This window comes from Dyadobacter fermentans DSM 18053 (assembly GCF_000023125.1).
In the GTDB taxonomy this organism is placed as follows: domain Bacteria; phylum Bacteroidota; class Bacteroidia; order Cytophagales; family Spirosomataceae; genus Dyadobacter; species Dyadobacter fermentans.
The window spans coordinates 3,088,942-3,103,465 of record NC_013037.1; the positions used below are offsets into that span (position 1 = coordinate 3,088,942).

9 protein-coding genes and 1 pseudogene are annotated in these 14,524 nt (G+C 53.3%); 4 read left to right on the forward strand and 6 right to left on the reverse strand.

Annotated features, from left to right (window positions below):
• Position 1 precedes the first annotated feature (1 nt).
• The 3 genes from DFER_RS12400 to DFER_RS12410 all read right to left on the reverse strand — a co-directional run bounded on the left by DFER_RS12400 (position 2) and on the right by DFER_RS12410 (position 5,501).
• Entirely contained in the window at positions 2-2,398 is a 2,397-nt protein-coding gene (locus DFER_RS12400) for a PAS domain-containing sensor histidine kinase (RefSeq protein ID WP_015811980.1), read from the reverse strand.
• Positions 2,399-2,449: 51 nt separating this feature from the next.
• Complete coding sequence (locus tag DFER_RS12405) at positions 2,450-2,899, reverse strand: response regulator (protein WP_015811981.1); 450 nt, start codon at positions 2,897-2,899, stop codon at positions 2,450-2,452.
• A 136-nt stretch (positions 2,900-3,035) separates the two neighbouring features.
• Positions 3,036-5,501 carry a TonB-dependent receptor gene (locus DFER_RS12410; protein ID WP_015811982.1) on the reverse strand — a complete coding sequence of 822 codons (2,466 nt, stop codon included), beginning with the start codon at positions 5,499-5,501 and terminating at the stop codon, positions 3,036-3,038.
• A 176-nt stretch (positions 5,502-5,677) separates the two neighbouring features.
• Here DFER_RS12410 and DFER_RS12415 point away from each other — a divergent pair, with 176 nt between their 5' ends.
• From DFER_RS12415 to DFER_RS30120, 4 genes and pseudogenes are all read left to right on the forward strand, one after another.
• The gene (locus tag DFER_RS12415) at positions 5,678-7,006 is read left to right on the forward strand and encodes an MATE family efflux transporter (RefSeq protein WP_015811983.1); all 1,329 of its coding nucleotides are present in this window, start codon (positions 5,678-5,680) and stop codon (positions 7,004-7,006) included.
• A 109-nt stretch (positions 7,007-7,115) separates the two neighbouring features.
• Positions 7,116-8,741, forward strand: coding sequence for an NADP-dependent glyceraldehyde-3-phosphate dehydrogenase (locus DFER_RS12420; RefSeq protein ID WP_015811984.1), 1,626 nt, complete (start codon positions 7,116-7,118; stop codon positions 8,739-8,741).
• Positions 8,742-8,897: 156 nt separating this feature from the next.
• A pseudogene (locus DFER_RS30905) lies at positions 8,898-9,026 on the forward strand (DUF6934 family protein); the annotation flags it as partial.
• A 7-nt stretch (positions 9,027-9,033) separates the two neighbouring features.
• Positions 9,034-9,216, forward strand: coding sequence for a hypothetical protein (locus tag DFER_RS30120; protein WP_015811985.1), 183 nt, complete (start codon positions 9,034-9,036; stop codon positions 9,214-9,216).
• A 289-nt stretch (positions 9,217-9,505) separates the two neighbouring features.
• Here the strand turns inward: DFER_RS30120 and DFER_RS12435 are convergent, their stop codons facing one another.
• The 3 genes from DFER_RS12435 to DFER_RS12445 are packed head-to-tail and all read right to left on the reverse strand — an operon-like array spanning position 9,506 to position 14,457.
• Complete coding sequence (locus DFER_RS12435; RefSeq protein ID WP_015811987.1) at positions 9,506-10,240, reverse strand: thioredoxin domain-containing protein; 735 nt, start codon at positions 10,238-10,240, stop codon at positions 9,506-9,508.
• 52 nt (positions 10,241-10,292) lie between these two features.
• The gene (locus DFER_RS12440) at positions 10,293-12,116 is read right to left on the reverse strand and encodes a sulfatase-like hydrolase/transferase (RefSeq protein ID WP_015811988.1); all 1,824 of its coding nucleotides are present in this window, start codon (positions 12,114-12,116) and stop codon (positions 10,293-10,295) included.
• 28 nt (positions 12,117-12,144) lie between these two features.
• Positions 12,145-14,457, reverse strand: coding sequence for an arylsulfatase (locus tag DFER_RS12445; protein WP_015811989.1), 2,313 nt, complete (start codon positions 14,455-14,457; stop codon positions 12,145-12,147).
• Between the last annotated feature and the right edge of the window lie 67 nt (positions 14,458-14,524).

Sequence of the window (14,524 nt, forward strand, 5' to 3'; positions counted from 1 at the left end):
ATCAGGCCTCCACAGGCAGGTAAATGATGAATGTCGAGCCAACACCCGGTTTCCCTACCGCGTCGATCAGTCCTTTGTGGTTTTCCACAATTTTTTTACAAATAGCGAGACCAATGCCCGTTCCCTCGTACGCAGCGCGGTTGTGCAGCCTTTGAAATACCTGAAAAATACGGTCTTTGTATTGCGGCTCAAACCCGATCCCATTATCAGCAAACGATATGAACTGGTAGTTCTTCGCGGCGTCCGCGCCTGCCAGCGGAATGGCTGCACCGGCTACCATGCCGGACCGGATGTCAATCACCGGGTCCCTGCCGGGGCCGATGAATTTCAATGCATTGGCGATCAGGTTCGTAAATAGCTGTTCAAACTGGTAAACGATCACATGCCTGTGCGGCAGGTTATCGCTCGTGATCACTGCATTTTCCGTCTGAATAATGTGGCTCAATTGCTCCTTCACGTTTTGGAGTACCAGGTTGAGATCTGCGTTTTCGAGGTGTTTTTCGGCAACATTGGCGCGCGAAAACGCCAACAGATCGACTATCAGCTGCTGCATGCGCGTGGACGACGCCTGCATGCGCACGAAGTAATCTTTGCCGCGCTCGGATAAATTGTCGTTTTCCGTTTCCAGAATGCGTGTCGCAAAGGTTTGTATCTTCCGCAAAGGCTCCTGCAAATCGTGGCTGGCCACGTAGGCAAACTGCGCGAGCTCCATGTTCGTTCGCACGAGCTCATCGTTGGCGACGGTGAGCTGTTGCGTCCTTTCCTGCACTTTGGTTTCGAGCTGGTCGATAAACAGCCGGTTGTCGTGAATATCCAGGCTCGTCCCTACCCACATTTCGATCACGCCGTCGGCATTGCGCTGCGGAATGGCGCGGCATTGGTACCAGCGGTATTCGCCGTCCGCCCGTTTGAGGCGATGTTCGAATGCGAAATCACTGCCTTCCTGAACGGCCTTCGCCCAGAGGAGCAGGCTTTCGGCGCGGTCTTCGGGATGCACGAGTTCGAGCCAGCCCTGCCGCACCATTTCTTCGCCGCTGTGCCCCGAGTACCGAAGCATCGAACGGTTGAAATAATTGAGGTTCCCGCCCGGATCGGCCGTCCATACAAACTGCGGAAGCGAGTCGGCCAATGTCCTGAACTTGCCCTCACTCGTTTTGAGCGCCAGTTCCGATTCCTTGCGGTCGGTAATATCCATCATAGTGCCCAGCATGCGCTGCGGCACGTGATTATCGTCAAAAAACACTTTTCCCTGCGTCCGTACCCAGTGAACGGATTGGTCGGGGTGGATAATGCGCGCTTCATAATAGTAAATACCCGTTTCGAGTGCTGCCTGAAATGCTTTCTCCACGATCGCCTGCCGGTCTTCGGGATGTACCTGCTCGCGCATTTGCGGGTGGCTAAGCACGGTGGCTTCGTCATACCCGAAAATAACCGCCAGCCTGCCCGAGTGGATGACTTCCCTCGTCTGGAGATTCAGGTCCCATATCGCCAGGCGGGTCCCCTCGGTAGCCATGGAAAGGCGGGTGGCCGTTTCTTCAAACTGCTGCCGCAGCATTACTTTGTCGGTCACGTCGTTCACCGAAGCCATAATGCCCGACACACTTCCGTCCAGCTCGAATATGGGGGCGTATTGAAAGTCCAGGCAATGCTTTTTCAAGCCGCCGGGACCATCTACATAGGCAATCGCCTCGTTTTCACGGTAAATTTTGGCAGTCGTGTAAACTTCGTCGAGCAGGTCGAGGAATTTTTGTCCTTTGAGTTCAGGGAAAACATCCACCAGCCTCTTCCCTACCACCTCGTCCAGCCCTCGCCGCCAGATATTGAGCATACTTTCATTGGCAATGCTGATCACCAGATCGCGGCCTTTGAAAATAGCTTTTGCAAATTGCGACTGTGTGACGAGGTTGCGGAACTGGTTTTCACTGCTTTGCAGGGCCTGTTTGGACAAAACCTGCTGCGTTACCTCGGTGGCCACCACCATTACCCCGGAAGCGGCATCGCCGCCGTCCTCGAAAAGCGGCTGGTACACAAAATTGAAATAGCAAAGCGCAGGTTGCCCGAAACGGCGGAGCGTCACTTCAAACTCGTTGCCGTGATAGGCAATCCCGGTATGCAGTACATTCAGCAGCACCGGCTCCACATATTCGCGGACTTCCGGCAGGCCTGTAAAAAGGGATTTACCTACGATTTCGTTCTCGGTGCGGTCCACAATGCGCAAATAGGCATCGTTGGCCATTTCAACCATAAAATCCTCGCCGCGCAAAATCGCCATACCCACAGGCGCCTGCTTTACGGTATCGCGGAACTTGGTTTCGCTTTCGTACGATGGATTGGCCGGGACTGAGGGGCCGGCGATGAATTCGGAAGTGTGTTGGAGTTGTTTGTTCGACTTGTCCACCTGTTTTCACAAAGAAGTATGCTCAAAAATAAGTGGACAAGTCGGGAGAAGTCAATATTGATAATAAAAGTTTTCAGGAGCTGGCGTCCAGTTGTGCTTTGTCCAGTCGATATCCAGGATTTGTTTGATCGCCTGTTTTAGCTTTGGAAACGATCCCGGCTTACGGATGAAGAAATTAGCACCTTTCTCATGCACTTTCCTGACCATTTCCTCCTGACCGGTTGTTGAGAAGATCACTACCGGAATACCTTCCCATGCCTTGGTTTTGCGTATCTGGTCGAGACATTCGAAGCCGTTTTTACGTGGCATGTTCAGATCCAGGAAGATCACGTCCGGCGGAGGTGGAACGGTTTTTTCCATCAGGTCAATCAGCTCGACCCCGTCACTCGCCTTCAAAAGCTCGGCGGAAGTGCTCACTTCCCTGAGCGCGTCTTCGAAGAGCATGCAGTCATCCTCGTCGTCGTCGGCCAGGAAAATAGATTTATTTGGTTTTGTGCTCATAACCTGATTTTAAGTACTCTTGAAATAACAAAAATGTTGCTCAATACATTCAACCTAATCGAGGTACAGTAGCAATCAATCCCATTGATCGAGGAACAAGATAGGCATTAATTACCGAATACTAAATTAATTCGCATTAAAATTCGCCTTCCAGGCTTTCCTTCGGCTTCTTCTTCGCCTGGTGCAAACGGTAGTTCAAAGTGAGATTTATTTGCCTCAAACGCCCCTGCGAGGTGTTGCGTGCGTAGAAGTTCGCCCCCTCGGTGATCGACCGGAATTTCCTTGAATTGAAAACGTCCACAACCGTGAGCGTCAGCGTGCCGTTGCCGCGCAGAATATCTCTCGTGGCTGCCAGGTCGAGCGTCGCCAAGGCCTTTCTGCGGCCCTGAGGCGTTTGCTGCGGCGCTTCGTAATTGCCTCTCAGCTGCACATCGGTATTTTTCCAAAGCGTAAACCGCGACATGGCCCGCACAAACCAGCTGTAAGTATCACTCTGAAACTCCTCGTCCACGCCTGTCCCGTCAGTAATCGCGCGGAAGAAATTGGCGCTGCCATCGAGCTTCCACCACGGATACGGGTTGAATGAGCCCGCAAATTCGGCGCCGTAGGCATCCTCCGTACCCAGGTTTTCGGGACGGGTGTAGGAGCTTCCATCGTCGTTCACCGTGCGGATACTGATGATTTTGCCATTCGTATGGCGGTAGTAGATCGACGACGTGAGCGAGCCTTTGTTCATATATTTAATGTGCCCGAATTCGAATGCATTGGTGAATTCAGGGTTCAGGTCGGGGTTGCCGCTCCAATAATTACGGTTATCGCTGAAAGTGGCGAAGGGTGTCAGGTCGTTGTATTGCGGCCTGCGTACGCGGCGGCTGTAACTGAGCTGGAATGCATTCTGCTTCGCAAAATCGTAGGTAATGTGCATGCTCGGGAAGAGATTGGCATATTTGCGGTCGTTCACCTCGTTGGTTGTGCGCAAGGTCGTGGTAACGCCCGTCCATTCGGCCCGCACGCCGCCCTGGTAGGAGAATTTGCCGGTTTTGTTGCCGATCATCCCGTAGAGGGCATTGATATTCTCCTCATATAAAAAATCGTTCGTCAGCCCGGGCAATGTAATCCAGCCGCCGTCGCTGGTTTGCTGGGTCACGGTGTAGTCGTTGGTCATATCCCGCGAGCTGCTCCGCCCGCCCGCCTCGATCTTGCCGTCCTTACCGAAAGGATGTACATAATCGACCTGGAAAAGCAGCTGTTTCTCCGTTTCGTAGTTAACCGCCCGCTGTAAAAGCGGCGGGATGCCCGACGGGCTGCCGTCCGGTTTGTACACATTCTCGCGGTAATATTGGTCCGAATCTTCCCAGTTGTCGAGGTAGCGCACATCGGCGGTAAACTCCTGGCCCTTGCGGTTGAATGTCTTTTTGTAGGTCAATGCATATTCCGAATTTGGCTCGGTTTCGGTTTCGTCCTGGGTCCGGCGCGTGTAGCTGGTCATGTTGTTCAGGCTGGACAGGTAATCCCGGTAATCGAGCGTCGAAAAGCGCTTTCCTTTGCTCGTACGCCAGGTGTACGCGGCGGTGAGGACGTTTTTAGTATTGAAATAATAATCCAGACCACCGCGGGCGCTGTTGGCCATGCCTTTCAGGTTACTCTTCATATCGCGCTCCATAATGAAGGTCGAATCGTTACGGTACAGCTCCTGGTACACGTAGTTCTTGCCCGGCGTATTCCGGTACGACATGGTGTAGTTGATGAAGAAATTGAGGTTTTTCTTCCGGTAATTGACGTTCGCCGCGCCGCCAAAATTGGTAGGATTCCCAGTAATAATGTCGAAAGAGCCATTAATCCCCTCTTTCCGCTCCTTTTTCAGCACAATATTGATCACACCGCCCATGCCCTCGGCCTCGTAACGCGCCGATGGATTAGTGATAATCTCCACACGCTCAATCATGCTGCCCTGCAACTGGGCCAGCCCGCTCGCGCCCTTAATGCTCACCAGCCCCGACGGCTTGCCATCGATGAGAATGCGCACATTGCCGCTTCCGCGGAGGCTCACATTCCCTTCCACATCCACCGCCACGGAAGGCATATTGGTAAGGATGTCCACCGCCGTGCCGCCCGCATTCGCCAGGTCTTTGCCTACATTGAACACCTTTTTATCGAGCGACAGCTCCATCGAACTCTTCTCCGCCTGCACAGTCACCTCGTCGAGCGTTTTGGCAGAAGCCGCTGCTTTGATCGTCCCCAGATCGAGCGGTGAATTGGCGGCACTCACTTTAATGTTAGTGGTATAAAGCGGCTTATAACCGATGAATTCGGACAATGCATAATAGTTACCGGCGGAAATGTCCACGATAAAACCGCCCGTTTCGTCGGTGATCGCCCCGGAAACGAATGAGCTATCGGCCGTTTTGAAGAGCCGGATGCTCGCATAGCCGAGCGGCGCATTGCTGGCCCCATCCACGATCTTGCCGGTCACTTTCAACTTCCCGCCACTCTGCGCCACAGCCGACGCAGCCATTAATACATTGAATATTAACACAATGCACACAAAACCCCGCGACTTTCCCTGACGAAAGCCCTGCTTCAAACTGCTCCTGATAGCCATTATCCTGTTGTAATATTTTCCCAAATCCTTTACTAGTTGCTATCCATACAAACCGGTTTACCCTGCCGTTTTACTCTACCGTAATGATATATTAAAATGAACTTTCCGGCCGTCCGCGCTCCCTGCCTCCGGGGGATTTTTGTACCTTTGCAGTCTTTTTGCAATCCACACGTGCCATGAAGAACGAAGCATCACAAACTTTAAGACTAGCATTCCCAATTATCATCGGAGAACTGGCCCAAATGGCCCTCCACCTCATCGACAGCGCGATGGTCGGCGCGATCAGTTACAAGCAACTCGCCGCAGCGGCGCTGGTGATCAATGCAATGAACATCCCGTTCGTGATCGGGATCGGCATGACGATCTCCGTGTCACAAATGGTGTCGCTCGCCAACGGCCGCCGCGATGCCCAGCAGGTTTCACATTACCTATTCAATGGCTTTTGCCTCTGCACGCTCACGGCGCTGGCCATTTCGATTACATTGCTTTTCGGAAAAGATTACCTGCGTAACCTCGGCCAGGACCCCGAGGTGGTGGAACTCGCGATCCCTTTCATGCGACTTATGGGCCTTTCCATTATCCCGATGCTGCTTTTCATGACCTTGAAGCAGTTTGCCGACGGCCTGGAACACACGCGCACGGCGATGATCTTCTCGCTGGCCGGCATGCCGATTAACATTGTCCTCAACTGGCTGCTCATTTACGGTAACTGGGGCTTCCCGCGGCTGGAACTGGAAGGCGCCGGCTGGGCGACACTCATCACCCGGAGCATGATGTTCCTCGCCATGCTTTATGTGATTTTGAGACATAAAATTTTTGAAAAATACATAGCCGTAAGCCGTAACCAGTGGTATTTTAAAGGAAAAACCTGGCGGGAACTGTTGCACATCGGCGTGCCGAGCAGCTTGCAGATCGGCATGGAAGCGGGCGCATTCGCGGTATCGGGCATTATCATCGGTACATTGGGCGCTGTGGCGCAGGCAGCGCACCAGATCGCACTGAGCAGCGCCTCGTTTACATTCATGGTGTCGATGGGCCTCGCGCAGGCGGGTTCCATCCGCGTGAGCAACGCGCTCGGGCGCAGCGATTGGGGCAAGATCTTTGTGATCGGCAAAAGCACCATCATCACCGCATTGATTTACGGCACCATCTGCGCAATCAGTTTCGGTTTGCTCCGGAATGTGCTTCCTTTGGCGTTCAACAAAAACGAGGAAGTGCTTGCGCTTGCTGCGTTGCTGCTGCTTTTTGCCGCTGTTTTTCAGATTTCGGACAGCACCCAGGCCATCGGTGCGGGCTTGTTAAGAGGAATTAAAGATGTAAAAACGCCCACGGTACTGATCGGGATCGCCTATTGGGTAATCGGCATTCCGGTTGGGTACACCCTCGCTTTCCATTTTAACATGGGCGCTTACGGCATGTGGCTAGGGCTGATATTAGGGTTGACAATGGCCTCTATTTTCCTCATTACCCGCTTCTTCAAGATGACGAAAAGAAATCAGGTTTAGACAAAAGTTCGTCAAAATCCGACTTGTTGATAAGGATATAATTGCGAAACTTCGTCATTAATCCAAGTGCGCTTTTTTATATCAATCTTATCCACAAAAATCTGATTCAATGGATTTCAATTCCACGTTAAGGAACATCTTTGTTGAAGAAAAAGACATTCCGGCGGAGTTCAGCCTGCCATCGCTGATCCACCAGCGGGAATACCTTTGCAATGGCGAAATGAAGACCTGGGACGGGCCTTTCCACGAAGTTTACTCACCGATTGCCGTGCAAACGCCCAACGGTCTGGAACGCAAACTGATCGGCAGCTACCCCCTATGCACAGCTACCGAGGCATCGGAGGCGCTGGAAGCCGCCGTAACCGCCTACAACAGCGGGCGCGGCGAATGGCCTACAATGGGCGTAGCTGAGCGCATTCAATGCGTGGAGCAGTTCACCGGCCGCATGATTGAGAAGAAAGACATCATCGTGAAGCTCATCATGTGGGAAATCGGTAAATCATTCGCCGACTCCGTTAAAGAATTCGATCGTACCGTTGAATACATTTACGCAACCATCGATTCCCTCAAAAACCTGGACCGCGACTCGTCGGGATTCGATATCGTGGACGGCATTGCCGCGCAGGTTCGCCGCTCTCCGCTGGGCGTTGTGCTTTGCATGGGGCCGTTCAACTACCCGCTCAACGAAACGTTCACAACCCTGATCCCCGCACTGATCATGGGTAATACATTGCTTTTCAAACCGCCGAAATTCGGTACGCTGCTGCATTATCCATTGCAGGAAGCGTTCCGCGACTGCTTTCCGAAGGGTGTGGTGAACGTAATTTACGGTCGTGGTAATGCCATCGTGCCGGGCCTGATGCAATCGGGCAAGATCAACGTGCTGACGCTCATCGGTTCGAGCAAAGTGGCTAATGAGTTGAAAAAATCCCACCCGAAAGTGAACCGCCTGCGCGCGGTACTGGGGCTGGATGCCAAGAATGCGGCCATCGTCACGCCGAATGCGGACCTGGAACTGGCGGTGAAAGAGATCATTACCGGATCGCTTTCGTTTAATGGTCAGCGTTGCACGGCCCTAAAAATCATATGGGTGCACCGCAGCGTAGCCGACGCATTCCTCGAAAAATTCAGCGCGGCCGTGGCCGAACTGAAATTCGGGATGCCCTGGGAAAAAGGTGTGGCGCTCACGCCGCTGCCCGAAACCAACAAAATTGAATACCTCAACGACTGCATTGCCGACGCCCAGGCGCACGGCGCGCAGGTGGTGAACGAAAACGGCGGTAAATCGGAAGGCTCGTTCTTCTACCCGGCCGTGGTGTACCCGGTGAACAGCCAGATGAAACTCTATCACGAAGAGCAGTTCGGCCCGATCGTCCCAGTGGTACCATTCGACGACCTGGAAGAAACGATCGACTTCCTCATCGAATCGACGCACGGCCAGCAGGTCAGCATTTTCAGCAACAACGCCGACGAAGTAGCCTCCCTCATCGACCCATTGGTAAACCAAGTGAGCCGTGTGAACATTAACACCCAATGCCAGCGCGGCCCTGACGTATTCCCGTTCACCGGTCGCAAAGACAGCGCCGAAGGCACCCTCTCGGTACCGGACGCCATCCGCGCCTTCTCGATCCGCTCGCTGGTAGCCTTCAAAATGAATGCCGCCAATAAGCAACTGATCAACGAAATCGTGCATGAGGACACCTCCAACTTTTTAAGTACGAAGTTTATATTCTAAGTTTCCTGATTCGTCTTTTTCAACTACCCGCCCATTCGCTTCAACCGGATGGGCGGTTTTTTATGCCGGAGGATCATTGGTGGTGGGAAGTAGGGTTAGGGGGCATGTGAACTCTTCTGCCCCTTGTTCAATCTGGCATTTGGTGATGTAGTCACCTTGGAGAGCGGTTGGACATTTGATGACAGTGTAAGAACCGGGAATGGGGATATGCGTAAGGTTATAGCAACAGTAGCTGCCATAGCAATGGATTTTTTGATGAGTCACCCCGACTCTTCGTTGTCGTTCCAGGGATATGCTGATCAGAAATCCGTACTTCTTGGTAAAAACCAGCGCAACATGCTTTATCAAACGCGGGATCAATTCATACTGGGAAGAACTCTCAAGAAAACTCGACATCTGGGGTGCAGCGGCAGGCGAATTCGAAAAATATACGCCGGGCAGTTCCTACGACCGGATATTGGCAAAGCTCAAATAAAATATGTAACTTAACCTGATCACAGCATGGAGATTTCTATGAAAAAGGGAAACAGGGTAGACGGCGAAGACTGGATTGAAGAAATTCTTTCGAACAAAGAGAGGTTCATTGCGGACATCAAAAACTCGCCTGCTATACTCAGGAAAAACCGGGCAGCAACTGAGCAGTTATTAAACCTTAAACCACGGCTCCCCCACAAAAAGACCGTTTGCCAAACCACGAATAAGACATAAAGCATTAGCGATCATTCGCCTGCTCACACGCAGGCGAATGATCGTAGTCCGTAATATCACAAATTCGCCTCCGCCAGCACCCTCTCAATCTCCCCTTTCGGCGTTACGCCGGTTTTCTTCCAAACCACTTTGTCGCCCCGGTAGAGAATCAATGTCGGCAATGCGGTCACACCTACTTGCTTGATAAGCGCCTTGTTTTCATAGGCTTCGATCGTGATCACCTTCACGGCATTGGCCTGCTCATGTTTGATAGAATCCACAATGGGAGCCAGTCGTTTGCAGGAACCGCAGTAGCGCGAGCCGAAGTCCACGAGTATTAGCTTGTCCGATTTCAGCGACGCCTGGTAGTCGGCGAGGGATAAGCCCGGGCCAACCGTGGACACTACCGGCTTACCGAGGCCGATCCATTTGCTCAATCCGCCCGGCAGTTCGGTAACGTCTTGGAACCCGTTGTCACGAAGGTCTTTCGCCAGTTTACCGCTGCGGCCGTTGCCGATGGAGTAAATGAAGGTTGGTTTGCCTTTGTCCAGCTTGGCCACGGCGTTCGAGAAATCTGCTTCGTTGGCGACGCTGAAACTCAAAGCGCCTTCGAGGTGGTTCTGGGCGTACTCCTCGGGCAGGCGGGCGTCGAGGATCTGTGCGTTTTTGCCGGCCCGCGCCAGTCGTGTTTCAAATTCTTCAAAGGAAACGAGGTCACGCTTTGCAGCGGCGGCTGGTGCCGTCTGGGCATTCAGTGCGGTATGGGCAATGAGCAGCCATACCAATGCGAACAATGGTTTGAAAGTTTTCATGAAAACAGCGTTTAAAGTGATTTTGCTTTCGGTGGTTGGCCGGCTATCTACTTTACTTTGAATTTTTGAAATTATTGAGCAGCACTTTGGCAGCGCGAATGTCGTAATCGAACATTTCAGGCTTTTGTGCTGCGATTTGCTCCGCGCCCGGAATGGCCGGAGCGGCGTCTTTGCCCGCCAGGTCGAGCACATTCAGGGCTTGCAGCCGGGCGTACGGATTATCGCTTTTCAATGCGTCGGTCAGCGTCGCTACGGCCGCGGTCTTGTCGGCACCGGTCACGTAGAGTGCTTCGGCGGCGGCAATGCGCACGGCGGGTTCAGGGTCTTTCAGCGCTTTCCGCAAAGCGTCTTTGCCTGCTGCTGCTTTCAAGACCGTGAGGCCGGTCGCGCCCCAGTACCGTACCGACGGATCAGTATCCGCCAGGGCTTTGATGAGCGCCTGCGTGTGAGCAGCAGTGCGTGACGACGCCAAGTCGGCGGTAGCGGCTATTTTCCCGAAATTGTATTGCCCGCTCCGCGCATAATCGTACAAAGGAGTCTTTTTGGCGATTTCGTAGATGATCGCTTCGGGGATAAAGCCTACGTCCTTGTACTTCGCCATCCACTCCGCATTCGCCTTCCGCAATCTTTCCAGATCCTTTTTATATTTCGGATCGTCCGCCAGGTTCTTGATATTGTGCGGATCGGCGTCTACGTCAAAAAGTTCTTCGGCAGGCTTCGCTTCCCAGAATTTCGACTGCACGGCATTCAGTTTTCCAGCCTTGTAGAGCTCTTCCCACGACTTCACCGACGGCGCACGCCACAGGTATTCCAGGTATTGACCATAAATTTTATTGGGCAGGTAATTCCGGATATACCGAAACTTCTTGTCCCGCACCGACCGCGACATATCGATCCGCTCGTCCATTCTGCCCCTGAAACCGAATGCATACGGAGGCTCCGGCTTCTGTTGTTTGCCCAAAAATGCGCCTCCCTGCATATATTCCGGCACTTTAATATCCACCAGACTCAGCACCGTAGGCGCGAAATCCAGGAACGTCACCAGCCTGTCCGACACCGTACCCGATTTTTGGCTGGCCAAATGCGCGTATTTCGGCGGCAAATGGACAATTAGCGGCACATGCAAACCCGATTCATACATAAACCGCTTGCTGCGCGCCAGCACACCGCCATTGTCGGCATAGTAAAAAACGATCGTATTTTCGGCCAGCCCTTCGTCCTTCAATTCCTGCAATAAGCGCCCGAATTGCCGGTCCATTTCTTCCAGCTTATCGTAGTATTGCGCCCAGTCGTGTTTCAGCTCCGGGGTCGCCGGGTGATATGGCGGCAGCGGCACTTTTTCGGGATCGTGCTTCAATGCAGGCAATGGCTCGTGCAGCGAACTTTCGTGAGACACATTCAGATTAAATACCGCAAAAAACGGCTGTCCCGGTTTCCGGTTCTTGTAAGTCGCCTTGTTGCTCGATTCGTCCCAGGCGTCGGTTTGGTCGGGCGTGTTGTAATCCTTTTTGGCATTGTTGGTGGTATAGTAGCCCGCTTCCCGGAGGTATTTCGGGAAAAACTTCACGAATGCCGGCGACGGGTACACGCTCCGCATGTGCTCCGTGCCCAGCGATGGCGGGTACATGCCGGTAATGAGCGTGTTACGCGAAGGTGCACACACGGGAGCCGTCGAAAATGCATTTTTGTAGCGGATGCTTCCGGCCGCAAACTGGTCCAGGTTGGGCGTGGTGGCAAATTGATCGCCGTAGCTGCCCAGCAGAACGGTATTATCCTCGCTGACAATCCAGAGGATATTCGGACGGTCCTGCGCAGTGGCCGGGGACATGGCGGCGGTGAGCACCGCCAGAAGAATTGTAAGGGTTAGTTTATACATAATGAGGTTGTTACATTGCTGTCTGGCGCTATTTCGCACCCAGATGTGCCTGCTGCGCCGGGGCGAGGTCGATGGTTACTTTCCTTATCTTATCGGTAAATGCAAAAGGCACTTTGTAGGTGTCCCCTACCGGCGTAAGGTCATCAAAACCTACGTTCACGCCTTCATGCAGGTACAATGCATCCGAGGTTTTCGGAAGCGTCCCTTCCCCTACCTTGGAATTATTGACATACAAAGTAACCGCGCCGCCGCCATTCTGATCATATTGCACGCTTGCTTTGAGTTCTGCCTTTCCGGCCGGCAGCGTGGCGTTTGCGGAACTTACCACATATTTGTTGCCATCGCCCACGGCGTAGGTGAAATGCAGTTTCTGATTTTGGATAAAAAAGCTCAGCCCGCCCGCCGCTCCGCCTCTCGATAGCAGCACACCTTCTGCCTGCACGCCCGACAACTCCACATCCGCGATGATAGAAAACGAGCGTTTCAATGCAAACGGGCTGGCGATGTCGATGATCGTCGATTGGCCTGGGTACAGCACTACCCTGTCCACATGGTTATAGGCCGTCGGTAATGTAAATGGCTCCGTTCCGTCTTTGAGCGGGTAAACGTTGTATTTCAAAGCTTCACTATCGAACAATGCTTTCAGCTCCTTCAACTTGCCCGGATTGGATGCTGCCAGGTCGTTGGTTTCGTTGAAATCTTCATTGACATTATAAAGCTCCCATTTGTCTTTTTCAAAATCCTGGCCTTTCACGTGCAGAGAACCTGCCTTCCACCCGTCCTTGTAAATCGACCGTGAGCCGCGGATCTCGTAGTATTGGACCGTATGGCGGCTTTTCGCGCCGGCGTCATTGAGGCTGTAAGCCAGGCTGGTGCCCTCGATCGGGTCTTGTTTGATACCGTTCAAAACGGCGGGCGCCTTGATGTTCAGCAGTTCGAGTGTGGTAGGCAGAATGTCGGAAACATGCCCGTACTGGTTGCGGATTCCTCCTTTTTCCTTGATTCCCTTTGGATAAAAAACGATGAGCGGATTGTGCGTACCACCTTCCGAATTCGCATCCTGCTTCCAATGGCGGAATGGCACGTTGGTTGCCGCGGCCCAGCCGAGCGGATAGTTTACTTTGGAAAACTCAGTGCCGATGAGATCGATTTGCTCAATGTTCTTTTTCAGGCGCTCTTCCTCCGGAATGCCGGTTCCGAAATTATTGACCGTACCCACAAAAGTCCCCTCCTTGCTCGCGCCATTGTCCCCTACCGACACAATCACGATGGTATTATCCAGTTCGCCCGTTTCCCGGATGTGGTTAATCACCCGCCCGATTTCGTAGTCTGTTTGTTCCAAAAATCCCGCATATGTCTCCATAAAACGCGCGTAGAGCTTTTTCTCATCGGCGCCCAGCGAGCTCCATTCCTTCACGCCCGGGTTGCGCGGCGGCACTTTGGCGGTTTTCGGCACAACGCCCAGCCTGATCTGGTTGGCCAGCACCTGCTCCCGGTAAGCATCCCAACCGGCATCGAACTTGCCCTTGTACTTATCCGACCATTTTTTGGCAACCTGATGCGGCGAGTGGCCCGCGCCGGTTGCCACATAAAGGAAAAACGGCTTGTCGGGACTGCCGGATTTCTGGCTCGCCAGATAGCTGATCGCCCGGTCGGCGATGAGTTCGTTGAAATGCTTGCCATCCTGCCGGTCGGGCTCGCGGTGGGTGCCTTCCCAGAGCTCGGGGTGCCACTGATCAATGCTACCGCGCGATGGAAACCCGTAAAATTGCTCGAATCCGCGCCCTGTCGGCCAGCGGTTGAAGGGCCCCGCAGGCGTGAGGTCCGCGAGCGGGGTTATGTGCCATTTGCCCAATGCAAATGTGTTGTAGCCGTTGTCTTTCAGGATTTCGGCGATGGTACCTTTTTCAAGCGGGATGATCGCGTCGTAGCCGGGCGTGCCAATGGCCGTTTCCGGGAATAGGCCCATATGCACCGAATGCTGGTTGCGGCCGGTGAGCAGCGATGCCCGCGTGGGTGCGCAAATGGCGGTAGTGTGAAAATTGGTGTAGCGCAAGCCGTTGTTGGCCAGGCTGTCGAGCGTCGGGGTGTTGATCAGCCCGCCGAATGTGCTGATGGCGCCGTAACCAATGTCGTCCAGCAAGATCCACACGACGTTGGGCGAGCCTTTGGCGGCTTTTTTCTTCTCCGGCCACGATTGCTGCGTTTCCGCCACCGTTTTACCGATTTTGCCCTGGTAAGCGGGCGTCGGTGCATATTGCGCATGCACGCCGCTCGCTGCGAGCACGGCCAGTGCACCCAGCGATAATTTATTCCACGGACGATAAATTTTTCCCATCATACACGGTTTTGAATGTGTTTTAAAACCCAAATACTACTAACCGGTTTCCCGGATTCCGGCAGCCCGC